Below are 26,113 nucleotides of genomic sequence, written 5' to 3'. Positions count from 1 at the left end.
GGCGTTGGCGATGTCGCCGATCACTTCCACCTGCGGGAAGTACACGGCATCGACTTCGGCGGAGCGGAAGTTGATGTGGATGACTTCGGTGCCGCCACGGACCATGAAGAACGGCGGCTTCTCGATCACGTCGTGGCCGATGTTGATGATCAGGTCGGCTGCTTCGACGGCGCGGTGGACGAAGTCACCCGACGACAGCGCGGCGTTGCCCAGGAAGCGCGGGTGGCGCTCGTCGACCACACCTTTACCCATCTGGGTGGTGATGAACGGGATGCCGGTCTTGTCGATCAGCTGCTTGAGGACCTTGGCGGTCATTTTGCGGTTGGCGCCGGCGCCGATCACCAGGATCGGGCTGCGAGCGTTCTGCAGCTTCTCGACGGCAGCTTCGATGGCCACGTGCTCGGCCAGTGGGCGACGGTGCAGGCTGCGCGGGATCGGCAGTGCGTCGGTCTGCTCGGCGGCGATGTCTTCCGGCAGTTCCAGGTGTACCGCACCCGGCTTCTCTTCTTCGGCCAGGCGGAAGGCTTCGCGCATGCGCGACGGGATGTTGTCGGCCGAGGCGAACTGGTGGGTGTACTTGGTGATGGGGTCCATCATGCCGCACACGTCAATGATCTGGAAGCGGCCCTGCTTGGACTTCTTGATCGGCTTCTGCCCGGTGATCATCATCATCGGCATGCCGCCCAGGTAGGCGTAGGCGCTGGCGGTGACCAGGTTGGTGGCACCAGGGCCGAGGGTCGACAGGCTGACGCCGGTCTTGCCGGTCAGGCGACCGTAGGTGGCAGCCATGAAACCTGCAGACTGCTCATGGCGGGTCAGTACCAGCTTGATCTTCGACTTGCGCAGGGATTCGAGCAGGTCGAGGTTTTCCTCACCAGGAATGCCGAACACATACTCGACACCTTCGTTTTCCAGGCATTGCACAACGACATCGGCGGCCTTGGCCATTTGGGGTACTACCTCAAAATCTTTGTGGGATTGCAGATTTATTAAGCTGCGTGACTGAGATGTTGCAGGATGTCTCAGTGGCGCGCATCGTAGGCCCTCTGGTTAATAATAATAAATATATTGTTATGATGCCTAGCATCACAGATTGTTATGAGTGCAGCTCGCATGAAAGGTAGCACCCCTGAATGAACCTCAAGGCATTGCGTTGCTGTGTCGAAATCGTCCGCCAAGGCAGCTTCACCAAGGCCGCGCAGCACCTGCACATCGCTCAGCCAGCGCTGAGCATGGCCGTTACCCGGCTGGAAGAAGAACTGGGCGTGACCCTGTTCAACCGCACCACGCGTAAAGTGATCCTCACGGCAGAAGGCGAGCAATTTCTGCCACGCATTGCCTCGGCCCTGCGCGAGATGGATGTCGCCCGGCAAGAACTGCGCGACATGGCCGACCTGAAGCGCGGCGAAGTGCGCCTGGGCATTCCGCCCATGTTCGGCCTGCACTACGTGCCCGGTTTGATGAACGCCTTCCGCAAGTTGTACCCGGGTATTGCCATGACCGTGTTCGAAGGCAGTGCCGAAGACATTGGCCATCGCCTGGAGCAGCGCGAAATCGACTTGGCGCTCCTGGAATCCCGGCGTGTGCCGCCGGACAAGGAGTCGATCCTGCTGGGCAGCGACGAGATGCTGGCGTGCATGCACCCCGACCACCCCTATGCCGGCAAGGCCTTCCTCACCGCCGAAGACCTGCGCAATACCGACATGGTGGTGTTCGACCGCACTTTCGTGCAACGCCATCTGCTGGACGCGTTCTTCGCCGAACATGGGATCACCTACCAGGTCGCACTGCAGAGCAACTTCGTCTCGCTGGTGGTACAGGCCGCGCTGGACAACATGGGGGTGGCGACCTTGCTGCGCTCGGTGCAGCAACGCACGCCTGGCATCGTCGGTGTGCCGTTCCGGCCGGCCCAGCAGATGAGCTTCCGCTTGTGCTGGCGCTCAGGGGAATACGTGTCGCTGGCCAGCAAGCGGTTCATCGACTTTGCCGCGCAGACGCATTACCTGGAACGTTGAAGTTAGCCTACGTCGATTTCAAGACAACACAAATCCTGTAGGAGCAGCCTTGTGCTGCGAAGAGGCCCGTATCGCTGACACATCACTGTCAGTCGTACGGGCCTCTTCGCAGCGCAAGGCTGCTCCTACAGGATGATGCGCCAGCCTGAGTCGACGCAAGTGCCAGACGGCTGACCACCTGTCCAAGGGCAACAATCTGTCAGGCATCCCACTGCAGATGTCAGGATCATGCCTCGGCAATTGCAATCAGAAACGCTTGAATCACAGCAATTCGCCAGGTTCTTGCCTGCGCTTCGCCTCCCTACAATGACCCCACAACAACAAACGAGCCCAGCTCCGTGAGGCACGCCCCCATGTACAGAGACCATATCGTCAAACCGCGCGCGACTGACAACCCGGCATTCATGGGTGTGACCGCCGCCGTGATATTCGCCCTCGCCCTGCTCTACGGCGTGGGCGACGGTAGCCTGGCCCGGCTGATGGGCCCGATCGTGCTCGACCTGCAAGTACCGCAACTGCGCAACATTGCCGTGGCCGGCACCCTGGCCGTGACCTTGGTATTGAACCTGTTCATTCTTGGCCGCTTTGCGATGCGGGCCCAGGTGATTACGGTCTGGTGCGAGCTGTTGCTGTTGTTCCTGCTGTTCTTCGACACCTTCGACCTGTCCTACAGCTTCATCGCCAGCAAGGTCGGTTTCATGATCACCCAGGGGGTGTTCACCACCGTCTACGTGTCCACCCTGTCGATCGCCATCGCCTTCGTCCTGGCGTTGCTAGGCGCAACCGCTCGGCTGTCGTCCAACGGCTTCGCCATCGCCATTGCCAGCTTCTACACCTCGTTCTTTCGCGGTGTGCCGCTGCTGATCCAGATCTACCTGATCTACCTCGGCATCCCCCAGCTCGGCTATGTGGTCGGTGCCGTGCCGGCGGGGATCCTGGCGTTGTCGCTGTGCTACGGCGCCTACATGACGGAAATCTTCCGCGCCGGTATCAGCAGCATCCCGCGCGGGCAATGGGAAGCTTCGCGGGCGATCGGCCTGACGCCCTTCCAGGCCATGACCCGGGTGATCCTGCCGCAGTCGATGCGGCTGATCATACCGCCCACCGGCAACCAGTTCATTTCCATGCTCAAGGACAGCTCGCTGGTGTCGGTGATCGGTGTGTGGGAGCTGATGTTCCTCGCCCGCACCCAGGGCCGTGCGGAGTTCCGCCACCTGGAAATGTTGATCACCGCCGCCGTCTTGTACTGGGTGCTGTCGATCCTGCTCGAAGCCGTGCAGTCGCGCCTGGAAAAACGTTTCGACCGCGCCCATCGCTGATCGAGGAGCCCCATGATGAACCAGCCTTTCACCCCCGCTGCCGCCTAGGCCGCCGTGTCGATTCGCGGCCTGCAGAAATGGTACGGCGAGTTTCATGTGCTCAAGGGCATCGACCTGGAGATCGCCAGCGGCGAGATCGTGGTGGTTTGCGGGCCGTCCGGCTCGGGCAAATCCACCTTGATCCGCTGCCTGAACCTGCTCGAAGATTTCCAGAAAGGCCAGGTATTGATCGCCGGCAACCCGCTGAACCGCGATGCCGCCAGCGTGGCCGCCATTCGCCGCCAGGTGGGCATGGTGTTTCAGCAGTTCAACCTGTTCCCGCACCTGACCGTGCTGGAAAACCTGATGCTCGGCCCGCGCCTGGTCAGTAAGCTCAGCGAGGCCCAGGCCCGCACCCTGGCGTTGGAATACCTGGACCGGGTGCGCATCGCCAGCCAGGCTGACAAGTTCCCCGGGCAGCTTTCCGGTGGCCAGCAACAACGCGTGGCCATTGCCCGCGCGCTGTGCATGAAGCCACGCATCATGCTGTTCGACGAACCCACCTCGGCGCTGGACCCGGAAATGGTCAAGGAAGTGCTCGATGTGATGGGCGAGCTGGCCCAGGACGGCATCACCATGCTGTGCGTCACCCACGAAATGGGCTTCGCCCGCCGGGTAGCCGACCGCATCATCTTCATGGACCAGGGCCAGGTGATCGAACAGGGCCAGCCCAACGCGTTTTTCGACAACCCGCGCCACCCACGTGCCAAGGAGTTCCTCTCGCAGATCCTCAGCCACTGAGGCCTGTGTCTACCGCTGTGCCAACACTACAACAACAATTGCATGCCCGGAGACTTACCCAATGAACCCAGTCGCACGCTTGTTCGCACTCACCGCCGTTGCCGGCAGCCTGACCCTGATGGCCGGGGCCGCCTGGGCCGGGGCCACCCTTGACCGCATCCAGCAGAGCAAGGTCATGAAAGTGGCCACCGCCGCCAACTGGCCTCCGCAGTCGTTCCTTGGCGACGACAACACCCTCAAGGGCTTCGACATCGATGTGGCCAACGAAATTGGCAAACGCCTGGGCACCCAAGTAGCCTTTGTCACCCCCGAGTACGGCATCATCACGGCAGGGCGCTGGGCCAGCCGCTGGGACCTGTCGGTCGGTTCGATGACGCCCACCACCGAGCGCGGACGGGTGCTCGACTTTCCGGCCATCTACTACTACACCCCCTACGTCTTCGCCGTGCACAAGGACGCCGCCGGTGCCAGCACCGCCGACCTCAACGGCAAGACCATCGGCGTCGAGGCCGGCACCACTTCCGAGGACTACATCAACCGCCGGCTGAAGATCGACGCGGCAGATGTGCCCGCCTTCAGCTACAGCGTAGAGCCAGGCGAAGTGCAGACCTATGGCGACAGCATGGGCCCGCTGGACGACCTGCGCATGGGCAACGGCACCCGCCTGGATGCCACCTTGTCGGCACTCCCAACCGTCATGGGCGCGATCAAGGCCGGGTACCCGATTGCCCCAGTGCAAGGCAAGCCCGCCTACTACGAGCCACTGGCCATCGCCACCGACAAGGGCGACGAAGCCTTCAACGCCGAACTGGCCAAGGCTATCGACGGCATGAAAGCCGACGGCACGCTGAAGCAGCTGTCCGAGAAGTGGTACGGCGCCGACCTCACGCAAGTGCAGTAACCCCCAGCCCTGCAGGCCAGCGCCCTTCCCTTGAAGGGCGTGCGGCACCCTCATGCCCGCAAAACATACAGCGCCCAGCAAAAGGATGACCCAACCGATGTCCAGCTACAGCAACAACTACTACACCGGGACCATGCGCGCTGCCCCCCCGCGCCCGGCCCTGGCCGGAGAAAGCCGCGCCGATGTATGCGTGATCGGTGGCGGCCTGGCAGGCCTCAGCGTGGCCCGCGAGCTGCTGATGCGCGGGCGCTCGGTGGTGTTGCTGGAGGCGGCACGGGTGGCCTGGGGCGCCTCCGGGCGCAATGGCGGCTTCGTGCTGCAGGGCTGGTCCGAAGGGCTGTCGGCGATCGAGCGGCGCTGCGGCAAGCAGACCGCCGCCGCACTGTTCCGGCTGTCGCTGGAGGGCGTCGATATCGTCCGTGACACCATCGCCCACCACCAACTGCCAGGCTGCGCGGCAACCACCGGGAAACTCAGCGTGGTGCGCTACGACGACGCCGACAACTTGCAGCGCACCCGCGACCGCATGGCCCGCGACTTCAATTTCGACATGGAGTACCTCGATACCCAGGCACTGCGCAGCCGCCTGAACACCGACCGCTACTTCCAGGGGCTGCGTGATAGCCATGGCTTTCACTTCCACCCGCTGAACTACTGCCTGGGTTTGGCCGAACTGGTCGAGCTGGCCGGCGGCCGCATACACGAACAATCGCCAATGCTGCGGGTAGAACGCAAGGCCGGCCACCACCGGGTGATCACCGCCAAGGGCGTGGTCAGCTGTAGCGATGTGGTGTACTGCTGCGGCGGCTACGGCGGGCCTGAGTTCGGCCCGTTGCGCCGTGCGTTCCTGCCGATCGCCACTTATGTGGTGTTGACCGAGCACCTGGGTGAACGCTTGCACGATGTAGTACGTACCACGGATGCGGTGGGCGATAACCGCCGCGCCTCGGATTACTACCGCATCGTCGAGGGCGACCGCCTGCTGTGGGGTGGCCATATCACCACGCGCAACCTGCAGGACGAACAGCGCCTGGGGCAGTTGCTGACCCGCGACATCCTTAACGTGTACCCACAACTGCAGGGTTTGAAAATCGCCAAGGCCTGGTCTGGGCTGATGGGTTACGCCCGCCACAAGATGCCGCACATCGGCCCTCTGGGCCCGGGGTTGTGGGCCTGTACTTCATTTGGGGGCCATGGTATGAACACCGCACCCGTAGGTGCACGGGTGGTCGCCGAGGCGGTCTGCAACGAGAGCGACCGCTACCGCCTGTTCGACGCCTATGGCCTGCAATGGAACGGCGGGCCGTTCGGGCCCGCGGCAGCGCAAACGGTGTATGCCGGCCTGAAGCTGATGGACAAGCTCCAGGAAGCCCGCGCGCAGTACAACCACTAGAACAATCACCAGGAACCACCATGGACGCCCTTCCACCCGGCGCGCTGTTCAAACTGACCGAAAAAGATCGGCAACTGCTGGCACTGCTGCAGGCCAACGCCCGTGAGCCTACCGCCTCGCTGGCACGCAAGCTGGGCGTATCGCGCTCTGCGGTGCAGGAGCGCATCAACCGCTTGGAAAACGCCGGGGTGATCACCGGCTACAGCGTGCGCATCGACCAGGACAAGCTGCAGCAGGTGATCAACTGCTTCACCATGACCTCGTGCAGCAACAAGAGCTACACCGACGTGATGACCACCCTGCGCAAGATGGACTCGGTACAGGCGGTGTATGCGGTGTCGGGTGAAATGGACTTCATCATCCACCTGACCACCCACACGTTGGGGGAACTGAATGCCGAGCTGACCCGCATCAACATGATCAAGGGCGTGACCCACACCGCTTCGCACATTGTCATGGAGACCAAATTCAGCAAGAAGCTGACACTGTGAGTGCCCCACGGGCACGGCAAGTAACCGCCCGGCGTCCTCGACGTTGCAGTCACAGATTGACTATGATCCCGCCTTGAACGTTTCAGCATGTTTCAATAGGGATACAGATGTCAGTCCAGGAACTCCCCCCGCTTGCCAGTAAAAGCACCGTCGCCAAGATGGAGGCCGCCATGGCGCTGGGCAGCTTTGCCATCGGTACCGGCGAATTCGCCATCATGGGCCTGATGCCCGACATAGCCAGCAACCTTCAGTTGAGCGAGCCACAGGTGGGCCATGCCATCAGCGCCTACGCACTGGGAGTGATGGTCGGCGCCCCTACGCTGGCGATTCTCGGTGCCAAACTGCTGCGCAAGCACATGCTGCTGCAGTTGATGCTGCTGTATGCCTTGGGCAACCTGGCCACTGCCTTCGCCCCTTCATTCAGCGGCCTGGTCGCCTTCCGCTTCATCAGCGGCCTGCCCCACGGCGCCTACTTCGGCATTGCGGCGGTGGTGGCCTCGAGCATGGTGGCCAAAGATCAGCGCGCGGGTGCCGTTGCCCGGGTGATGATGGGCCTGACCTTGGCCATGTTGCTTGGCAACCCGGTGGCCACCTTCCTGGGCCAGTACTTCGGCTGGCGTTCGGCCTTCGTGCTGGTCGGCGCGATTGCCCTGTGCACCATCGCCCTGGTCTGGCGTTTCGTGCCCCAGCGCCACGACGAAGTACGCAGCGACCCGCGCAAGGAGCTGCAGGCGTTTGCCCTCCCGCAGGTATGGATGGCGCTGGCCATCGCCTCCATCGGCTTTGCCGGCATGTTCTGCGTGTTCAGCTACCTGGCGCCGACCATGCTGCAAGTGACCCAGGTCTCGCCGCAGTGGATTCCGTTCGGCCTGGCGGCGTTCGGCATAGGCGGTATCGTCGGCAACATTGCTGGCGGCAAACTGTTCGACCGCCTGCAATTTCGCGCGGTAGGGCTGGTGCTGATGTGGTCGATTGCCGTGTTGCTGTTCTTCACCTTCGCCGCGCAAGCGCTGTGGAGCCTTTTGCTGGGCATCGGCCTGGTGGGCACCATGATCGCCCTGGCCGCACCGCTGCAGATCCGTCTGATGGACATTGCCCATGAAGCGCCGAGCCTGGCGGCCGCGTCGAACCATGCGGCGTTCAACCTGGCCAACGCACTGGGACCCTGGCTGGGTGGCATGGCGATCACGGCAGGTTTGGGCTGGACCAGCACCGGATACATCGGCGCAGCGACTGCGCTGGTTGGCCTGGGTATCTACCTGGTGGCGCGGCGGATGAAGGGTGGGCACTGAAACACCCGGTCGCTAGGCCCAGCGGTGCTGACGTGCCAGCACCGAGGCGGCCGTTTCGCCCAACAGCTCGGCGTAAACGCCTGGGGCGGTGGCACCTTCGGTGTTGATGAAGAGAACACGGGCATTTTCGCCGACCCCCAGCTTGGCGGCTGCGCCGGTGTCCTTGACCAGGCGGGCCAGCCCAGCCAGCCCGGCGACACCTGACTCACCCGCGACCAATGGAATGTCCCGAGCGCTGCCGGCTGCCAGGCGGCGCATGGCAGCCACGGCCTCGTCATCGCTGATGGTCATGAAGCCATCGACGCTCGGCGCCAGGAAGCGCCATGCCAGGGGTGATGTCTCGCCACAGGCCAGGCCGGCCATGACCGAGTCCACCGAGCCAATAGCCCTGGCCGGCTTGCCAAGCAACGCGCTTTGGTACAGGCAGTCGGCCTGCTCGGGTTCGACCATGACGAACAGCGGGCGCTGCTCGCCGAAGTGCTCCCACAGGTAGCTGACGATGCCCGCTGCAAGGCCACCTACCCCACCCTGCAGGAACACATGGGTGAATGGCGGTTGCCCGGCTGTGGCTTCGATGATTTCAGCAGCGATGGTGCCGTAGCCCTGCATCACATCACGCGGGATCACCTCATAGCCTGCATAGGAGGTATCGGACACCACGGTCCAGCCATTGCTGGCCGCCAGCTCGGCAGCGTGCTCGACCGAGGCGTCATAGTGGCCGGCAACCCGCACGATCTGTGCCCCGTAGGCGGCAATCGCCTGTTCGCGCTCATTGCTGACATTGGCGTGCAGCACGATCACGCAGCGGCAGCCGATGCTGTGTGCCGCTGCCGCCAGGCCTCTGCCATGGTTGCCATCGGTGGCGCTGACGACGGTGTAATCGGTCACTAGGTCAGCGTAGCGGCCTTCCAGCAAACCACAGGGGTCGAAGTGCTGTTCGGGGAAGGTGCGCAGGATCAGGCGAACCAAGGCGATCGGCGCACCCAGGGCCTTGAAGCTGCCCAGCGCCGAGCGCACCGATTCATCCTTGACCGACAACTGGGCTATGCCCAACTCTGCCGCCAGGTCAGGCAAACCGTACAGCGGCGTAGCCCCGGCATTCAGGCAGGGCCAGCCGGCCAGCCACTGGCGGCTTTCCTTGGCTTTGGCGATGCTCATCAGCTCTTGTAACGCTTGCGGGTAAGGCTGGCGCCCAGCCTTGGGGTTGAAAACAAACATTCGGTACTCCTTTCTGCAGGCAACAGCAAGCCCATGCCGCTGCAGCCAGGCTTCAGCGAGCGGGGCGTTTCAGTGAGCATTACGCGCGAGTCAGGCGACGGCTCACCACATCCAGCAACACCTGCGCGCCCTGGATAAGCTGGTCGTCATCGGTGTACTCACGCGGGTTATGGCTGATGCCGCCTTGGCTGGGCACGAAGATCATCGCGGCCGGCGCGATACGGGCGATCATTTGCGCATCGTGGCCGGCGCCAGAGGTCATGCGCCGGTGGCTGAAACCAAAACGCTGTGCCGAGGCCTCGATGGCATCGGCCAGACCGGCATCGAAGATGACCGGTTCGAAGCGCACCAGGCGTTCTGTAGTGATGCTCACGCCTTCGCGCTCGGCGAGCGCATCCAGGTATTGGCTCAGGCGGCTTTCGGCGTAGGCCAGGCAGGTTTCGTCGGGGTCGCGCAGATCGACGGTGAAAGTGGCCCTGCGTGGAATGACGTTGATGACATTCGGTTCGAACCGCATGCACCCGACGGTAGCCAGTGTGGTGCCAGAATCCACGGCCATGGCGCGCAGTTCGGCGACAATCGCACTGGCCACATAGCCGGCATCATGGCGCAGGTGAGTCGGCGTGGTGCCGGCATGGTTGGCATGGCCCCGCACCTCTACCTGCTGCCAGGAAATGCCTTGCAGGTTCTCGACCACGCCAATCAGGGTGTTCTCGGCTTCAAGGATCGGGCCCTGCTCGATGTGCAGCTCAAGGTATTCGTGTGGCACGATGGCCCCTGGCTGCAGCGTGCCGGCATAGCCGATACGCGCCAGTTCGTCGCCCAGGCGCGTGCCGTCGGTGCCAAGCGTATCCAGGGCCTGCTGCAGCGACAGGCCACCGGCGTATACCAGCGAGCCCATCATGTCGGGCTGGTAGCGCACGCCCTCCTCGTTGGTAAAGGCGCCAACCGTGACCGAACGCTCGGGCAGCCGCCCCGCCTGGCGATAGGCACGGATCACTGCCAGCCCCGCCAGCACCCCGTAGCAGCCATCCAGGGCACCTGCGTTGGTGACGGTATCTATGTGCGAACCGATCATCAATGGGCGCTGGGCGCCGCTGTCAGTGGCTGAGCGCAACGTGCCGAAAATGTTGCCGATGCGGTCGATCTGCACCTCGAGATCAAGCTCATTCATCCATCCGACCAACAGGTCGCGCCCGGCCTTTTCTGTATCGGTCAGCGCAATCCGAGTGCGCCCACCGTGGATGGCGTCTGCGCCTACTTGCCCCAGCGCACTGATTTGCTGCAACAGCAAGGCGCCGTCCAATTGCAGCGGGGTGCTCGCATTCATCAATCGTTTCTCCCTGGGTGCCATGGCAACGCACCGTTTTTTGGTCATAGGAGAATTCTATTCGCTGGAAACGTACGAAAAACTTGATTTTCGGCCTTTTCATGCACTTTCATTACGCTTTTCCAGCCTTTGGTGCTGCTCAGCAACGGAGAACCGCTCATGCCCCTCGATCACTTCGATCTGGCCCTGCTCGAGGCCGTACAGCACAATGCCGCTACGTCGCAGTTGGACCTGGGCACGCAGGTCAACCTGTCCTCGGCAGCGGTCAACCGGCGCCTGAAGAAAATGGCGGCCGACGGTGTGATCCGTGGCACGCTGGCACAGGTGGATGCCGCTCAGCTGGGTTACACGCTGACCGTGATCACCGAGGTCGAAGTGGAGAACGAGCGGCTGGACCTGCTGGACGAGATGAAGCGCACCTTCCTCGCCTGCCCGCAGGTGCAGCAGTGCTATTACGTGGCCGGTGAATGCGATTTCGTGCTGATCATGCTGGTGCGGCACATGGAGCAGTACACCCAGCTGACCCGTGAGTTGTTCTTCGAAAACAATAACGTCAAACGCTTCAAGACGTTGGTCTCGATGAGCAATGTGAAGACCGGTATGTTCGTGCCGACGCTTTAGATCGTCGGGACTGCTTCGCAGCCCTTAGCGCTTAAGCAGGGTTCGCCTGTGGCAACTCGATACGCACCCGCAGCCCGCCACTGTCAGCAGCCAACGCAGCGATGCTGCCGCCATGCAGCGCAATGGCCCGCTGGGCAATCGCCAACCCCAGGCCAAAGCCATCGTCACTGTTGTCGGTACCCCGGTCGAACGGCTCGAAGATCCGCGGCAGGCGCGTTGGGTCTACGCCCGGCCCATGGTCGCTGACACTGACCTGAAACCATTGCCCACCCGGTGCCAGCGCGGCCTCCACCAACACCTCCGTACCGGCTGCGGTGTAGCGCACCGCGTTGCGGATGATGTTCTCGAACGCCCGGTACAGCAGTTCTTCATGCCCATGGATGAGAAACGCACCCTGGGCTTGCAAAGACACCTGGCACCGCTTCATGCCGGCCTCGAAACGGGCGTCTTCGACGATTTGCGCCAGCAGCTCCACCACATCCACGCTGGCAAAGTCGCCATCGCCCTGGCGAGCCTGGGCGCGGGCCAGGGTCAGCAGCTGCTCGATCAACTCATCCATGCGCCGCGATTCGCGCTCAACCCGCTCCAGCATGTCGTGCCGGTCCGGTTGTTGGCGCATCAGGCCGATGGCGGCATGCATGCGGGTCAGCGGCGAGCGCAGTTCGTGGGAAATATCGTGCAGCAGGTTCTGCTGCGCCTGCACCAGCGCCTTGAGCTGGCCGGCCATACGGTCACAATCCTCGGCCAGTTCGACGATCTCGTCGCGGCGCTTGCCCAGCCTGGGCTTTACCCGCACATCGAAGCGGCCTTGGGCTACCTGGCCCATCGCTTCGCGCAACCAGGCCAGCGGGCGAGTCAAATACAAGCTGCACAGGAAGGCAAACAGTGCACTCATCAGCGTGCCGGTAAACAGCGGGCCCATGCCACGCGGGCGCGGTGGTTCGCCAAGCAGCGTGGCCACCGAAGCACGCAGCACCAGCGGTCGACCTTCACGGTCGCTCAACACCTGCTCGAAACGCGCCACCGCCACCGCTCTGCCGGCAAGCAACCGGCCTTGGCTGTCGTAAAGGCCCACTTGCACATCCGGCGGTTGTGGCGACACCTCAAGCAGCTGCCGGCCCGCCTGTTCGCCGTAACGCTGCAACAACTGCAGCTCGGTGCTCAGCAGCGAACGCAGCGCCGGCGTATCGCCACGCCAGTCATTGAGCATGAAAGCGCCCGCCCCCACCAGGAAGGTCAGGCAGTTGGCCAGCCAGAACGCCAGAAACAGCTTCCAGAACAGGCGCCGGCGCATCATTCGACAATCAGCATGTAGCCCATGCCACGCACGCTCTGGATCCAGCTGCTGCCGTCGGCGCGCGGGCCGAGCTTTTGCCGGATGCTACTGACATGCACGTCGATGCGCCGGTCGTATCGGGTCAGCGGCCGGCCCAGGGCGTTGAGCGACAGGTCCTGCTTGCTGACCAACTGGCCAGCCTGACGGGCCAGCGCTTCCAGCAGGCTGAACTCCGAGCCGGTCAGCTCCAGCGTGGCGTCGCCCCAGTGCGCTTCACGGCGGCCAGGCCACATTTTCAATGCCCCGGTGCGTACGTGTTCGGGCGCACTGGCCTCGCCCATCTGCTGTGGCTGTACCCGGCGCAAAATCGCCCGCAGGCGTGCCACCAGCTCACCCGGGGAACTGGGCTTGGGCACATAGTCATCGGCCCCCAGCTCAAGGCCGGCAATGCGGTCGATATTGTCGCCACGGGCGGTCAGCAACAACACCGGCACCTGGCTGCGTGCCCGCACGCGGCGCAGCACTTCGATACCGGAGATGCCGGGCAGCATCACGTCCAGCACCACCACCTGGAAGTTACCGGACAAGGCCTGGGTCTCGCCCTCTTCACCGGTATCCACGGCCGTGGCCTGGAAGCCTTCGCGGGCCAGGTACAAAGCGAGCATTTCAGTCAGTTCGCGGTCGTCGTCGACCAGCAGCACAGGGATCATCAGGGCCAGATATCGCAATTGCAGGGGCGGCAATGATCGCCCCGCAGGCCGGCACTGTCACCGCCAGCCGGTCGGACTTTACACATCTTTACCCTCGGCTAACCGCGCCGTACACGGCCCGCCCGTATCCTCATCGCCCGCTGCATGCGGGTTGCCCGCGCTTGCTGTCTTCCGAATCCGCTTGTCTGGAACCCCTGATGAACTACCCGCGCCTGTTGCTCTCCATCCTGTTGCTGAAAGCCACGCTGGCCCAGGCCTCCCCCTTCAGGATCGCCGACATCCGCGTCAACGGCCTGCAGCGGGTTTCCGCCGGCAGTGTGTTCGGTGCCTTGCCACTGAACGTCGGCGACCAGGCCGATGACCGTCGCCTGGTGGACTCGACCCGTTCCCTGTTCAAGACCGGGTTCTTCCAGGACATCCAGCTGAACCGCGATGGCAATGTGCTGATCATCAACGTGGTCGAGCGCCCGTCGGTGTCGAGCATCGAGATCGAAGGCAACAAGGCGATCAGCACCGAAGACCTGATGAAGGGTCTGAAGCAGTCGGGCCTGGCCGAAGGCGAGATCTTCCAGCGTGCCACCCTCGAAGGCGTGCGCAACGAGCTGCAGCGCCAGTACGTGGCTCAGGGCCGCTACTCGGCCGAAGTCGACGCCGAAGTGGTGCCGCAGCCGCGCAACCGTGTGGCGCTGAAGATCAAGATCAACGAAGGCACCGTCGCCGCCATCCAGCACATCAACATCGTCGGCAACAACGTGTTCGACGATGAAACCCTGGGGCAGCTGTTCGAGCTGAAGACCACCAACTGGCTGTCGTTCTTCAAGAACGACGACAAGTACGCCCGCGAAAAACTGTCCGGTGACCTGGAGCGCCTGCGTTCCTACTACCTGGACCGTGGTTACATCAACATGGACATCGCCTCCACCCAGGTGTCCATCACGCCGGACAAGAAGCACGTCTACATCACCGTCAACATCAACGAAGGCGAGAAGTACACCGTGCGCGACGTGAAGCTGTCGGGTGACCTCAAGGTGCCGGAAGACCAGGTCAAGTCGCTGCTGCTGGTGCAGCCAGGTCAGGTCTTCTCGCGCAAGGTGATGACCACCACCTCCGAGCTGATCACCCGTCGTCTGGGTAACGAAGGCTACACCTTCGCCAACGTCAACGGCGTGCCACAGCCGAACGACCAGGACCACACGGTCGACATCATGTTCGTGGTCGACCCGGGCAAGCGTGCCTACGTCAACCGCATCAACTACCGCGGCAACACCAAGACCGAAGACGAAGTGCTGCGCCGCGAAATGCGCCAGATGGAAGGTGGCTGGGCTTCGACCTACCTGATCGACCAGTCCAAGACCCGCCTGGAGCGCCTGGGCTTCTTCAAGGAAGTCAACGTCGAGACCCCGCAGGTAGCCGGCACCGACGACCAGGTCGACGTCAACTACAGCGTCGAAGAGCAGGCCTCCGGCTCGATCACCGCCAGCGTCGGTTTCGCCCAGAGCGCCGGCCTGATCCTGGGCGGCTCGATCAGCCAGAGCAACTTCCTAGGTACCGGTAACAAGGTGGCCATCGGCCTGACGCGCAGCGAATACCAGACCAAGTACAACTTCGCTTTCACCGACCCCTACTTCACCGCCGACGGTGTCAGCCTGGGCTACAACCTGTTCTACAACAGCACCGACTACAGCGATTACTACGACGATGGCGTTTCCTACTATGCGATCAACAGCTATGGCGCCGGGCTCAGCTTTGGCTACCCGATCAGTGAAACCTCGCGCCTGACCTATGGCCTGACCCTGCAGCACGACGACATTTCGCCGGGCACCTACAGCGCCGACGAGATCTACGATTTCATCTCCCGCGAGGGCAAGCGTTTCAACAACCTCAAGGCCTCGATCGGCTGGTCGGAATCCACCCTCAACAAAGGTGTGCTGGCCACCCGTGGCCACTCGCAGAGCCTGACGCTGATGGCCACCACCCCGGGCAGCGACCTGTCGTTCTACAAGCTGGACTACAACGGCCAGACCTACCTGCCGGTGACCAACAACACCTCGCTGCGCCTGCACACCAGCCTGGGCTATGGCAACGGCTACGGTTCCACCGATGGCCTGCCGTTCTACGAAAGCTATACCGCAGGTGGCCAGGGGTCGGTGCGCGGGTTCAAGGACGGCACCCTCGGCCCACGCAATACCCCGGCCACCGGGACCTACGCAAGCGCAGGCCAGGCCTACTACTCCGACCGCGACACCGATGTGCTGGGGGGCAACATCCTGATCACGGGCGGTGCCGAATACATCTTCCCGTTGCCGTTCGTGAAGGACCAAAGCCAACTGCGCAGTTCGTTGTTCGTCGATGCGGGCAATGTGTATGCCGACACCTGCTACCTGTCGACTACCCAGGGCTGCGGCAGCGTCGACCTGGCACAGATAGCCGTGTCGCTGGGGGTTGGCGTGACCTGGTACAGCCCGATGGGTCCGCTGAGTTTCAGCCTGGCGGCGCCGTTGAAAAAGCCGGATAACGCCGAAACCCAGATCTTCCAGTTCTCCCTGGGGCAAACGTTCTGATCGCTGATGAATAACGCCCTTGTAGGAGCAGCCTTGCGCTGCGAAGAGGCCAGTAATGCCGACGCATTTCTATCGCCTTTGCTGGCCTCTTCGCAGCGCAAGGCTGCTCCTACAAGGGCCGCGTGGACCTGGGTTTGAGCATTACCCGCTTTTACCCCCGCTTAACCCAAGTTGACAGTGACATTGCCTAAGCTGACCTGCACTCGAACCCCGCCCAGCAGGACACGCTCATGCCTCCCTTCACCTCTTGCTTCCCCACCACACTGCGGCACGATGAAGTACCGCTGGCACTGCTCGACCTGGTTCAGCAGCGTCTGGCCAGCCTGCTCGGCCCACGCTTCACCGTGATCCTGGGCGGCAGCGGCGACGGTGCCGGGGTCAGCCATTACCACCTGGCAATCCAGCACAACCAAAGCGGTGTTTCCCTGGAAGACTACGGCGATGTCGGTGCCGGTTTCATCGAGCGTCTGTTGCGCATGGCCACCCAGGTGCGGGACATGCTCGACTCAGCCACCTTCAGCCTTATGGCCAGCGAACACCCTGGCCGACCACTGGTATGGCTTCGCGAGCTGGCCTGCACCGGGGAAAGCATTACAATGCGCGCCCCAATCTGAAATATGTTTTCTCCATGAAATCACTGCTTTACGCCGTAACCTTATTGTTTTCCTTTACCCTGCCCGCCCAGGCCAACCCGCCGGCAACGTTCACCGAAGCCAAGGTGGTGGCCAAGCAGAAGGTGTACCTGGACCAGGCCAGCAGTGCCATGGGCGACCTGTACTGTGGTTGCAAATGGACCTGGGTGGGCAAGTCCGGTGGGCGCATCGATGCCGCCTCGTGCGGTTATCAGACGCGCAAGCAGCAGAACCGCGCCGAGCGTACCGAGTGGGAACACATCGTGCCCGCCTACACCTTCGGCAACCAACGCCAGTGCTGGAAGAACGGCGGCCGCGAGCATTGCGTGGACAACGACCCGGTGTTCCGCGCCATGGAGGCCGACCTGTTCAACCTGTACCCCGCCGTGGGTGAGGTGAACGGTGACCGCAGCAACTTCAACTACGGCATGGTGGCTGGCAATGCCGGCGAATACGGCCAATGCACCACCAAGGTCGATTTCGTCCAGCGTGCCGCCGAACCGCGCGATGAAGTCAAAGGCCTGGTGGCCCGCACCACGTTCTATATGTTCGACCGCTACCAACTGAGCATGTCGCGCCAGCAGCAACAGCTGCTGATGGCCTGGGACAAGCAGCACCCGGTGTCGGCCTGGGAAAAAGAGCGCGACCGGCGCATTGCCGCGATCATGGGGCATGCCAACCCGTTCGTAAGCGGAGAGCGCAAGTGGACAGCCGACTACAAGCCGGTTGGCAGTGGCGTGGTGCAAGCGCTGCCGGTGAAGGCCGCCAAGGCAGAGGCGAAACCGAGCCTGGCCAGCGCCGAGTCGGTCGGGGCTGTGCTGGGCAACCGCAACAGCCATGTCTACCACCTGTCCGTTGGCTGCCCGGGCTACAGCCAGGTTGCAGCGAAGAATCAGGTGACCTTTGCCAGCGAAGGCGAAGCGCAGGCTGCGGGTTATCGCAAGGCGGGTAACTGCCGGTAGTCGGCTAGCCTCGGCACTGTAGGAGCAGCCTTGTGCTGCGAAGAGGCCATCGCCGAACAAGGTGATTACAGCCTTGCCGGCCTCTTCGCAGCACAAGGCTGCTCCTACAGGGGATTGTGCAAGCCCTCGGACTCTCGTCAGCCGTTGACCAGGTTCGCTGGTCGCTCACCGGCCAGGGCGCTGAGCAGGTTGTCCACCGCGCAACGCGCCATGGCCTGGCGGGTTTCCTCGGTTGCCGAGCCAATGTGCGGGGTGGCCACCACGTTATCGAGCTGCAACAGCGGCGAGTCTGGCGCCAGCGGCTCCTGCACGAACACATCCAGCCCCGCACCGCGTATGCGCTTGGCCCGCAGCGCTTCGATCAGCGCTTGCTCATCCACCACGCGCCCGCGTGAAATATTCACCAGAATCGCCTCAGGCTTCATCAGCGCCAGTTCCCGTACGCCGATCAGGCCTTCGGTGCTGGTACTCAGCGGCACCGTCAGGCAGACGAAATCCGCCTGCTGCAACAACTCATCCAGGCTGCATTGGCATGCGCCATAGCGCGCCTCCACCTCGGGCTTGGCACGCTGGCTGTGGTACAGCACGCGCATGCCAAAGCCGGCGGCCGCGCGCCGGGCCAGGGCCTCGCCGATGCGGCCCATGCCGACGATGCCCAGCGTCTTGCCATGTACGTCACTGCCAAAATGCGCCGGCCCCAGGTTGGCCTGCCAATGGCCGTCGCGCACCCAGCTCGCCAACTCCACCACCCGCCTGGCACTGGCCAGGATCAAGGCAAAGCCGGTGTCCGCGGTGGTCTCGGTCAGCACGTCAGGCGTATTGGTCAACATCACACCACGGCGGCTGAGTTCGGCAACGTCGTAGTTGTCCACGCCTACCGAAACGCTCGACACCACTTCCAATTGCGGCGCCAGGTCGAGCAAGCTGGCATCCACGCGCAGGCTGGCTCCCAGCAACCCATGGGCCCCCGGCAACGCATCGCGCAGGCGGGCCAGGCCATCGGGCTGGGTGGTATCCACCCAGGTCACCTCAACACGAGCTTGCAGGCGGGCCATCAAGTCGTCGGACAGGCGTTTATACAGGACGATTCGCTTCTTCATTACAGGTTTCCTAAGGGTTCATGGCCAGCCGCGAGCCATCGCGTTTGGCCCGGCCAGATGTCTGGGAAGTATTGAGTGCGGCGGTGAGCGCCACTGCGGTCAGCAGCGCGCCGCACATGAACAGGTAAGAGGCGCCCGGCCCGCCCGTAGCGCCATTGAGGTAGCCCACCAGCCACGAGCCGCCGAACGAGCCCAACGCGCCCATGCTGTTGATCAGCGCCATGGCACCGCCTGCGACGTTGGCCGGCAGGATCTCGGGCACGATCGCGAAGAACGGGCCATAGGGTGCGTACATGCAGGCGCCGGCGACCACCAGCAACGCGTACGACAGCCAGAAATGCTCGCTGCCCAAGGCGTACGAGCCATAGAACGCCACGGCGGCAATCAGCAGCGGCGGCCAGACGAAGCGCTTGCGCTTTTGCAGGCGGTCGGACGCCCAGGACACGCCCACCATCGCCAGCACCGCCGCCAGGTAAGGCACCGAGGCCAGCCAGCCGGCCTGCACGATATCGACGTTCGCCGCCTGCTTGAGAATCGACGGCAGCCACAGCACGAAACCATACACGCCAATGCTCCAGCAGAAGTACTGCAGCGCCAGGATGATCACCTGCGGCGAGCGGAACGCCTCGCGGTAGTTCTTTACGGGCTTGATGCCCTGCTGCTCGGCGGCCAGTGCTTGCGCAAGGGCGGCCTTTTCCTGCGCGCTCAGCCAGTTCACCTGGGCTGGGCGGTCGTCCACCAGGCGCCACCAGAAGAACGCCCAGATCACAGCAGGCAGGCCTTCGATGATGAACATCCAGCGCCAGTCGTAATGCTTGATCAGGTACCCCGACACCACCGACATCCACAGGATGGTCACTGGGTTGCCGAGCATCAGGAAAGTATTGGCGCGCGAGCGCTCGGCACGGGTGAACCAGTGGCACAAGTACACCAGCATCGCGGGCATGACCGCGGCCTCCACCACCCCAAGCAGGAAGCGAATACCGATCAGCATGTAGACATTGCTGACCATGCCGGTGAGCGTGGCCAGACCGCCCCAGAGGATCAGGCAGACGAAGATCAGCTTCTTCACGCTGCGTTTTTCGGCGTAGATGGCGCCGGGCACCTGGAAGAAGAAGTAACCGAGAAAGAACAGCGCGCCCAACAGTGAAGACAGCACGGGCGTGATGTGCAGGTCTTCGGCCATGCCGGAGGCGGCGGCGAAGCCATAATTGGCGCGGTCCAGATACGCCAGGCTATAGGTGACGAACACAATCGGGATGATGTACCACCAGCGGCGAGGTGCCAGGCTTTGGCTTTGCATGGTTCGTTGCTCCTGAGCTTGTTGTTTTTGTTGCAACAGGTGATTCGGGGTGGTTGGCTCACGCGCTTATGCGCAGGTCGTAAGCCTCCAGTTCGTGGCGCAGCGGCAGCCCTTCCATGTCGCCCCGCGACTGCACGGCACGGCTGCCGCACCAGTTGCCACGCGCCACGGCCTCGGCCACGGCACGGCCCTCCAGCAACGCGCTGAGCACGCCGACGGCAAAGGCATCGCCGGCGCCAACGGTGTCCACCACACGGCTGACCGGCACCGGCGCGACCTGCCCTTCGCCCTTGGCACTGCGGAAGTAGGCACCGGCATCGCCCAGCTTGATCACCACCAGCTCCACCCCTTGGTCGAGGTAGAACGCGGCGATGTCCGCCGGGGTGTGCTGGCCGGTCAGCAGCCGGCCCTCCTCCAGGCCTGGTAACACCCAGTCGGCCTTGGCCGCCAGGGTATTGATTTCACGCACCATGCTGCCTTGATCAGGCCACAGCGAGGGGCGCAGGTTGGGGTCGAACGAAATGCTGCGGCCCGATGCGCGCATGCTGTCGAGCAACGCGTGGGACAGCGCCCGGCAGCTGTCCGACAGCGCCAGCGGGATACCGGTGGCGTGCACGTGGCGAGCCTGCAGCCAGCTTGGGCGCAGCACTGCGGGCGACAGCCTGCTGGCAGCCGAGCCTCGCCGGAAGTACTCCACTGCCGGGTCGCTGCCATCATCGCAGCGGCCCTTGAGCTGAAAACCCGTGGGGTAGCCGGCATCCACCTCGACGCCGGAGCAATCCAGACCTTCGCTGCGCAAGCTGTCGAGCACGAAGCGGCCGAGCGAATCGTCACCTACCCGACTCAGCCAGCGCACCTTGAAACCCAGCCGCGCCAGGCCGATGGCTACGTTGCTGTCCGCACCGGCGATGCGTTTGCCGAACTGGCCGACACTGGCCAGATCGCCAGTGTGCTCGGCAACGAACATGGCCATGGTTTCGCCGAAACACAGCACGTCATGCTCATGCATGGGCCACCTCCTGCTGCGCGCCCAGCGCGGACAGGCTACGCACCTGAGCACGGGTCAACGCCAGCAGGTCTTCGCCAACCAAGGGGTATTCGACGGCGCGTACCACGCCAGGCGCGAACTCGGCCAGCAGCGTTGCCCACTCATGGAGGTCCGCCGCTTGCGGCGGCACGGCAACCCGTTGGCCATCGGCCCGGTGCTGCACAGCCTTGCAATGCACGTAGCGCACCCAACGGCCCAGTTGCCGGGCGGCTTGCCGCGCAGATTCGCACTGCCATTGCCAGTTACCGATATCGAAGGTCATGCCCAAGCGCAGCCCAAGCGCCTCGGCTCGCTGGAAGAACTGCAGCAGCGGTTCGACCTTGCCACCTTGGGCGGTCTGATCGTTTTCCACCAATAGCAGCGGCCCATGCGCAGGCATCAACGCCGCCAGGGCCGTCATATCGCAGCGCTCATCGAAGTGGCCCAGGGAAACCTTCAGCGCCACTGCGCCAAGCGCCTGGGCCGTTTCCAGCTTCTGTACCAGTAGTGGGTCGGGGATGCCTTGCGCAGTCCACAGTTCAAGGGGTGTCGAATACAGGCACTCCAGGTGCAGTGCGGCAATCACCCCACCCAGGGCAGATGCGTCTGGTGCACTGGCGAACAATTCTTCGCGCAATTCCACTCGGCTAACGCCAGCGGCAGCCAGCAGGTCCAGGAACTGCTCCTGGCCACGCTGCCGCACGAAATCGGCGCCGTAGCTGGAGAGACTGATGGAAACGGGGTTCGGGTGCATTGTTTTTATCCTTATGAAACCGGTTTCATTTTTGATCAACAGCGACGGGCACAGGCCTGCCGTTGCTTACTGGGGTTGGGTTGAACCGCGGATGATGAGGTCGGCCTTGAAGTCGATGCGCCGCGCTGCCCCGCTGTCGCCGTGCAGGCGACCGAGCAGGCTTTCGAACGCCGCCACACCGATACGCTCGGTGGGTTGGGCCAATGCAGTGATGCCTTGGCCAACCAAGGGGTACCAGTCGAGGTCGTCGAGGGCGATCAGCCCGACGTCGGTAAACAGGTTGCACCCGGCTTCGTGCAGGGCCCGGGTCACCGCCAAGGTAGCAACGCCGTTGAAGGTGAAGATGGCTTGTGGGCCATGGCCACGGTGGGCAAGAAACGACGCCAGCTGCCCCGGCAGCCCGGCGCTGATTTCAAGTACCTGCTGGCGCATGCCGGGCCGGCGGCTGACCGACGCGCCGAATGCCTGCACCCGCTCCAGGCGAGAGCTGGTGCCGTCGAGGGGCTCGCTGACCGCCAGGATATCGCGGTAGCCCTGGGCCTGCAGATGGTCGAGGGCCTGCTCGACCGCGTCGGCATTGTCCAGGCCGACCAGGTCGACGTTCAGTTCGGGTAGCTGGCGGTCGACCAGCACCATGGGGATGTCACGCTGCAGGTTGAGCAGTTCGCCGGGGTGATGGCCAAGCGTGTTCACGATCAGCCCTTCAACGTTGTAGCTCTGCAGGGCCTCCAGGTGATGACGTTCCTGCTCGTCGTCGCGGTTGGTGTTGCACACCACCAGGCTGTAGCCGTGCTGACGGCACGCGGTTTCCACACCGTGCATCACGGCCACTGAATAAGGGTTGAGGATATCGGCCACCAGCATGCCGATCAATCGCGTCTGGCCGCGCTTGAGGCCGCGAGCCATCTGGTTAGGGCGGTAGCCAAGGCGTTCGATGACCTCTTCCAGGCGCTTGGCCGTGGCTTCGGCCAGCAATTGGCGATCGCCGCCGATGTAGCGGGAGACGGTGGCTTTGGAAACGCCAGCGACACGCGCCACTTCGCTGATGGTGACCCGTTCGCGGGCATGGGCAGGCGCGTCGGTCATGGGTTGTCCTTATGATTGTTGTGATGACGATGAAACCGGTTTCAATACAGCAAAACTGTGGCCGTTCGTCAACCTGCCGTTGGTCAGGAGCGATTGATTAATTCTGATGAATTACTTTAATTAAATACAATATATAACTGATTTATATGGTTTAAATACTATAACTGTGGGAGCGGGCATGCCCGCGAAAAATCCACCACGGTGGCTGGCACCGGCTACGCCGGTGTTCGCGGGCACGCCCGCTCCCACAGTGCCCCTCTGGTCGATCAAGCAGCTGTCAACAGAGCGATGAGGAGGCAGTTAGCGGAGCGACTTCACATCAGCGGCAGTCACTGTACTTCCCTGGTTACCCCAGCTAGTCCTGATAAAGCTCACCACCTCGGCAACCTCCTGGTCACTCAGGCGCCAGCCGAACGCTGGCATGGTGAAATTCGACGGCGCGGCATGCGTTGCCGGTACCGTGCCCCCCGCCAGCACCACATGGATCAGCGACGTGGCATCGGTGGTCTGCACCACCGGGTTGCCAGCCAAGGCCGGGAACACGCGGGTGTAGCCCTGGCCATCGGTGCGGTGGCAGGCTGCGCAATTGTCGATGTACACCACCGCCCCAGGCTTGCTGTCATCACCCTTCCACAGCGCCTGCGTCACCTGCTTGTCGTAGACGTGCGGCTGGTCGTCGGGGTTGCTCGGCGGCAAGGTCTTCAGGTAGCGGGCGATCGCGGTCAGGTCGGCATCACTCAGGTGCTGCATGCTGTGCTCGACCACGTCGCTCATGCCGCCGAACACGGCGCTGCGATCGCTGCGCCCAGTCTTGAGGAACTGCACCAGCTCCCCTTCGCTCCAGCTGCCCAGCCCGTCCTTGTGATCGCCTCGCAGGTTCTTGGCAATCCAGCCTTCCAACGGTGCGCTGCCGGCCAGAAACTGCTCGCCGTCCGCTGGGCTCAGCGCTTTTTCCTGCATGGTCAGCGCTCGTGGCGTATGGCAGGCGCCACAATGCCCAAGCCCTTCGACCAAGTACGCACCACGGTTAACCACCGGGTCGGCTGCGGCCGAGGCCTGCCAAGCCTTGGCCTCTGGTGCGAACAGGCCACGCCAGACTGCCAGCGGCCAACGCATGCTCAGTGGCCAGGGAATGTCGGTGGCCTTGTTCGGCTGCTCGACCGGCGCCACGCCCTTCATGAAGTAGGCGTACAGCGCCCGCATGTCCTGTTCGCTGACCCGCGCATACGACGGGTATGGCATGGCCGGATACAGGGTACTGCCGTCCTTGCCGATACCCTTGCGCACGGCCTGGTCGAAGTCGTCGAAGCTGTACTGGCCAATGCCGCTGGCCGCCGGGGTGATGTTGGTGGAGTACACCGTACCGATCGGCGTTTCCATTGGCAGGCCGCCGGCAAAGGGCTTGCCGCCCTTGGCCGTATGGCACGCCACACAGTCACCGGCGCGTGCCAGGTACTCGCCCAGGCGCACCTGTGCATCGTCATGCGCTGCAGCCTGCGCAGCCGCACCCAGCAGCAGGGTTGCGATCAACATTGTCTTCATGCTCATCGCTCCTCAGGCTTGGACCAGCGGGCCGGGGTTTTTCAGGTACTGCTCGCGGATGGCGCGGGCCGACCAATAGGTCAGCGCGGCCACCAGCCCGGTCGGGTTGTATCCCAACCCCTGGGGGAACGCCGAAGCCCCCGGGACGAACACGTTGTGCACGTCCCAGCTTTGCAGATAGCGGTTCAAGGCACTGGTCTTGGGGTCGGTACCCATGATCGCGCCGCCGTTCAGGTGGGTGGTCTGGTAACTGGTGGTGTTGAAGCGATCCTTGACCTGCTTGCCCAGCACAGCAATGGCCTTGGGGTTCATCGCCTGGGCGATCTTGCTCAGCTTGTCGACCATGAACTGGTTCATCTTGATGTCGTTTTCCTGCCAGTCGAAGGTCATGCGCAGCAGCGGCTGGCCGTAGGCGTCGCGGTAAGTGGGGTCGAGGTCCAGGTAATTGCCACGGTAGGACTGGTGGGCACCGTGGGCGTCCATCGACACCTGGTGGGTGTAGTAGTCGGCCGTGGCTTTCTTCCAGGCGCTGCCCCAGGCCGGCGTGCCCGGCGGGTTGGAGGTACCGGCAATCGGCCGGCTGCCGGCCTGGTTCACCCACATCGGCGAGCCGCCGACGAAGCCGTGCGGGCCATGGTCGAAGTTGTCGGCGTTGAAATCGTCGATGGCGATGCCGTTGCCACCAGCACCGATGAAGTTGTTGGTGTAGGTGTCCTTGTCGAAGAACGCCTTGACCGTACCCATGTTCTGGTAGGCGAAGTTACGTCCGACCACACCTTCGTTCTTGACCGGGTCGTAAGGCTTGCCAATGCCCGAAAGCAGCATCAGGCGCACGTTGTTGAACTGGAACGCCGCCAGGATCACCAGCTCCGCCGGCTGCTCCATTTCGCGCCCCTGGGCATCGATGTAGGTCACGCCGGTGGCCTTGCGCTTGCTGTCGTCCAAGTTCACCCGCAGCACGTGGGCATTGGGCCGCAACTCGAAGTTGGGCACCTGGCGCAGCGCCGGCAGAATGTTCACGTTGGGTGAGGCCTTGGAGTACATGTAGCACACGTAGCCGCTGCAGAAACCACAGAAGTTGCACGGCCCCATTTGCGCCCCGTAGGGGTTGGTGTAGGGCCCGGAGGTGTTCGCCGACGGCAGGTTGTAAGGCTTGTAGCCCAGGCCGGTGGCGGCTTTTTCGAACAGCCTGGCCGACACAACGTTCTTCTGCGCGGGCAGCGGGAACGGGTTTGAACGGTCCGGCGCATAGGGGTTCCCGCCCTTCCCTTCACCGACCACCTGGCCGTTGACGGTCCACGCCTGACCAGAAGTGCCGAATACCTTTTCGGCAAAGTCGAAGTACGGTTCCAGCTCTTCGTAGCTGACGCCGAAGTCCTGGATGGTCATGCCTTCGGGGATGAACCTGCGCCCGTAGCGCTCTTCGTAGTGGCTACGCAGGCGCAACTCGACCGGGTCCACTCGGAAATGCACGCCCGACCAGTGCAGGCCCGCGCCGCCCACCCCCTTGCCTGGCAGGAAGGCACCGAGCTGGCGATTAGGCAGTGCCACGTCGTTCAGGCCATGGCGGACAGTGACGGTTTCTTTCGACACATCCACGAACAGCTTCTTGCGCACGCTGTAGGTCAGTTCATCGATCACCTGCGGGTAACTGCCTTCCGGGTAGGTGTCCTGCATCGGCCCACGCTCGAGGGCCACCACATGCAGCCCGGCCTCGGTCAGCTCCTTGGCCATGATCGCACCCGCCCAGCCGAAGCCGACGATCACTGCATCCACTTTGTTCAACACAGTCGCCATGCC

23 protein-coding genes are annotated in these 26,113 nt (G+C 63.2%); 11 read left to right on the top strand and 12 right to left on the bottom strand.

The genetic code is table 11. The features are described 5' to 3' along the window. Positions 1–948, bottom strand: a 948-nt coding sequence (locus tag ACNFBR_RS14625) for an acetolactate synthase large subunit (protein ID WP_416735555.1), incomplete at its 3' end; no start/stop codon positions are given. Between the two features lie 185 nt (positions 949–1,133). Here ACNFBR_RS14625 and ACNFBR_RS14620 point away from each other — a divergent pair. From ACNFBR_RS14620 to ACNFBR_RS14590, 7 genes are all read left to right on the top strand, one after another. Continuing rightward, positions 1,134–2,015 carry a LysR family transcriptional regulator gene (locus ACNFBR_RS14620; RefSeq protein ID WP_416735554.1) on the top strand — a complete coding sequence of 294 codons (882 nt, stop codon included), beginning with the start codon at positions 1,134–1,136 and terminating at the stop codon, positions 2,013–2,015. Between the two features lie 353 nt (positions 2,016–2,368). Further along, positions 2,369–3,334 carry an amino acid ABC transporter permease gene (locus ACNFBR_RS14615; RefSeq protein ID WP_416735553.1) on the top strand — a complete coding sequence of 322 codons (966 nt, stop codon included), beginning with the start codon at positions 2,369–2,371 and terminating at the stop codon, positions 3,332–3,334. Between the two features lie 54 nt (positions 3,335–3,388). Beyond that, a complete protein-coding gene (locus ACNFBR_RS14610) occupies positions 3,389–4,114 on the top strand; it encodes an amino acid ABC transporter ATP-binding protein (protein ID WP_416735552.1) in 726 nt (241 codons plus the stop codon). A gap of 61 nt (positions 4,115–4,175) precedes the next feature. Then, entirely contained in the window at positions 4,176–5,015 is an 840-nt protein-coding gene (locus ACNFBR_RS14605) for an ABC transporter substrate-binding protein (RefSeq protein WP_416735551.1), read from the top strand. Positions 5,016–5,112: 97 nt separating this feature from the next. Then, on the top strand, positions 5,113–6,408 hold the full coding sequence (locus ACNFBR_RS14600) for an NAD(P)/FAD-dependent oxidoreductase (RefSeq protein WP_416735550.1): 1,296 nt from the start codon (positions 5,113–5,115) through the stop codon (positions 6,406–6,408). Positions 6,409–6,428: 20 nt separating this feature from the next. Next, on the top strand, positions 6,429–6,899 hold the full coding sequence (locus ACNFBR_RS14595) for an Lrp/AsnC family transcriptional regulator (RefSeq protein WP_012272218.1): 471 nt from the start codon (positions 6,429–6,431) through the stop codon (positions 6,897–6,899). Positions 6,900–7,006: 107 nt separating this feature from the next. Beyond that, positions 7,007–8,191 carry an MFS transporter gene (locus ACNFBR_RS14590; RefSeq protein ID WP_416735549.1) on the top strand — a complete coding sequence of 395 codons (1,185 nt, stop codon included), beginning with the start codon at positions 7,007–7,009 and terminating at the stop codon, positions 8,189–8,191. 12 nt (positions 8,192–8,203) lie between these two features. On the opposite strand, the gene ACNFBR_RS14585 is transcribed toward ACNFBR_RS14590, so the two are convergent. Both ACNFBR_RS14585 and ACNFBR_RS14580 read right to left on the bottom strand, forming a co-directional pair. Continuing rightward, positions 8,204–9,409, bottom strand: a complete 1,206-nt coding sequence (locus tag ACNFBR_RS14585; RefSeq protein WP_416735548.1) for a diaminopropionate ammonia-lyase — start codon at positions 9,407–9,409, stop codon at positions 8,204–8,206. 79 nt (positions 9,410–9,488) lie between these two features. After that, complete coding sequence (locus ACNFBR_RS14580) at positions 9,489–10,739, bottom strand: Zn-dependent hydrolase (RefSeq protein ID WP_416735547.1); 1,251 nt, start codon at positions 10,737–10,739, stop codon at positions 9,489–9,491. A gap of 159 nt (positions 10,740–10,898) precedes the next feature. Between ACNFBR_RS14580 and ACNFBR_RS14575 the strand changes: the two genes are divergently transcribed. Continuing rightward, complete coding sequence (locus ACNFBR_RS14575; RefSeq protein WP_416735546.1) at positions 10,899–11,360, top strand: Lrp/AsnC family transcriptional regulator; 462 nt, start codon at positions 10,899–10,901, stop codon at positions 11,358–11,360. A gap of 31 nt (positions 11,361–11,391) precedes the next feature. Here the strand turns inward: ACNFBR_RS14575 and ACNFBR_RS14570 are convergent, their stop codons facing one another. Both ACNFBR_RS14570 and ACNFBR_RS14565 read right to left on the bottom strand, forming a co-directional pair. Continuing rightward, positions 11,392–12,657, bottom strand: a complete 1,266-nt coding sequence (locus ACNFBR_RS14570) for a HAMP domain-containing sensor histidine kinase (RefSeq protein WP_416735545.1) — start codon at positions 12,655–12,657, stop codon at positions 11,392–11,394. Further along, positions 12,654–13,346 (bottom strand): response regulator, encoded by a 693-nt coding sequence (locus tag ACNFBR_RS14565; RefSeq protein WP_416735563.1) that lies wholly within the window; start codon positions 13,344–13,346, stop codon positions 12,654–12,656. Before ACNFBR_RS14565 ends, ACNFBR_RS14570 begins: the two co-directional genes overlap by 4 nt. Positions 13,347–13,543: 197 nt before the next feature. Between ACNFBR_RS14565 and bamA the strand changes: the two genes are divergently transcribed. The 3 genes from bamA to ACNFBR_RS14550 all read left to right on the top strand — a co-directional run bounded on the left by bamA (position 13,544) and on the right by ACNFBR_RS14550 (position 17,501). Then, on the top strand, positions 13,544–15,907 hold the full coding sequence (bamA, locus tag ACNFBR_RS14560) for an outer membrane protein assembly factor BamA (protein WP_416735544.1): 2,364 nt from the start codon (positions 13,544–13,546) through the stop codon (positions 15,905–15,907). Between the two features lie 230 nt (positions 15,908–16,137). Then, positions 16,138–16,521, top strand: coding sequence for a hypothetical protein (locus ACNFBR_RS14555; RefSeq protein WP_416735543.1), 384 nt, complete (start codon positions 16,138–16,140; stop codon positions 16,519–16,521). A 14-nt stretch (positions 16,522–16,535) separates the two neighbouring features. Further along, positions 16,536–17,501 carry an endonuclease gene (locus tag ACNFBR_RS14550; protein ID WP_416735542.1) on the top strand — a complete coding sequence of 322 codons (966 nt, stop codon included), beginning with the start codon at positions 16,536–16,538 and terminating at the stop codon, positions 17,499–17,501. Positions 17,502–17,638: 137 nt separating this feature from the next. Here the strand turns inward: ACNFBR_RS14550 and ACNFBR_RS14545 are convergent, their stop codons facing one another. The 7 genes from ACNFBR_RS14545 to ACNFBR_RS14515 form a co-directional block, all read right to left on the bottom strand. After that, positions 17,639–18,601 (bottom strand): 2-hydroxyacid dehydrogenase, encoded by a 963-nt coding sequence (locus ACNFBR_RS14545; RefSeq protein WP_416735541.1) that lies wholly within the window; start codon positions 18,599–18,601, stop codon positions 17,639–17,641. A gap of 10 nt (positions 18,602–18,611) precedes the next feature. After that, complete coding sequence (locus ACNFBR_RS14540; protein ID WP_416735540.1) at positions 18,612–19,904, bottom strand: MFS transporter; 1,293 nt, start codon at positions 19,902–19,904, stop codon at positions 18,612–18,614. 58 nt (positions 19,905–19,962) lie between these two features. Beyond that, positions 19,963–20,913 (bottom strand): sugar kinase, encoded by a 951-nt coding sequence (locus ACNFBR_RS14535; protein ID WP_416735539.1) that lies wholly within the window; start codon positions 20,911–20,913, stop codon positions 19,963–19,965. Then, on the bottom strand, positions 20,906–21,685 hold the full coding sequence (locus ACNFBR_RS14530; protein ID WP_416735538.1) for a sugar phosphate isomerase/epimerase family protein: 780 nt from the start codon (positions 21,683–21,685) through the stop codon (positions 20,906–20,908). The genes ACNFBR_RS14535 and ACNFBR_RS14530 overlap by 8 nt, the downstream gene beginning before the upstream one ends. A gap of 66 nt (positions 21,686–21,751) precedes the next feature. Next, positions 21,752–22,771, bottom strand: coding sequence for a transcriptional regulator PtxS (gene ptxS, locus ACNFBR_RS14525; RefSeq protein WP_416735537.1), 1,020 nt, complete (start codon positions 22,769–22,771; stop codon positions 21,752–21,754). Positions 22,772–23,071: 300 nt separating this feature from the next. Further along, complete coding sequence (locus tag ACNFBR_RS14520) at positions 23,072–24,313, bottom strand: c-type cytochrome (protein WP_416735536.1); 1,242 nt, start codon at positions 24,311–24,313, stop codon at positions 23,072–23,074. 12 nt (positions 24,314–24,325) lie between these two features. Next, complete coding sequence (locus ACNFBR_RS14515; protein ID WP_416735535.1) at positions 24,326–26,110, bottom strand: GMC family oxidoreductase; 1,785 nt, start codon at positions 26,108–26,110, stop codon at positions 24,326–24,328. Between the last annotated feature and the right edge of the window lie 3 nt (positions 26,111–26,113).

Source organism: Pseudomonas sp. NY11955 (assembly GCF_048068035.1).
GTDB lineage: Bacteria > Pseudomonadota > Gammaproteobacteria > Pseudomonadales > Pseudomonadaceae > Aquipseudomonas.
This window is presented reverse-complemented; position numbering and strand designations above follow the sequence as displayed.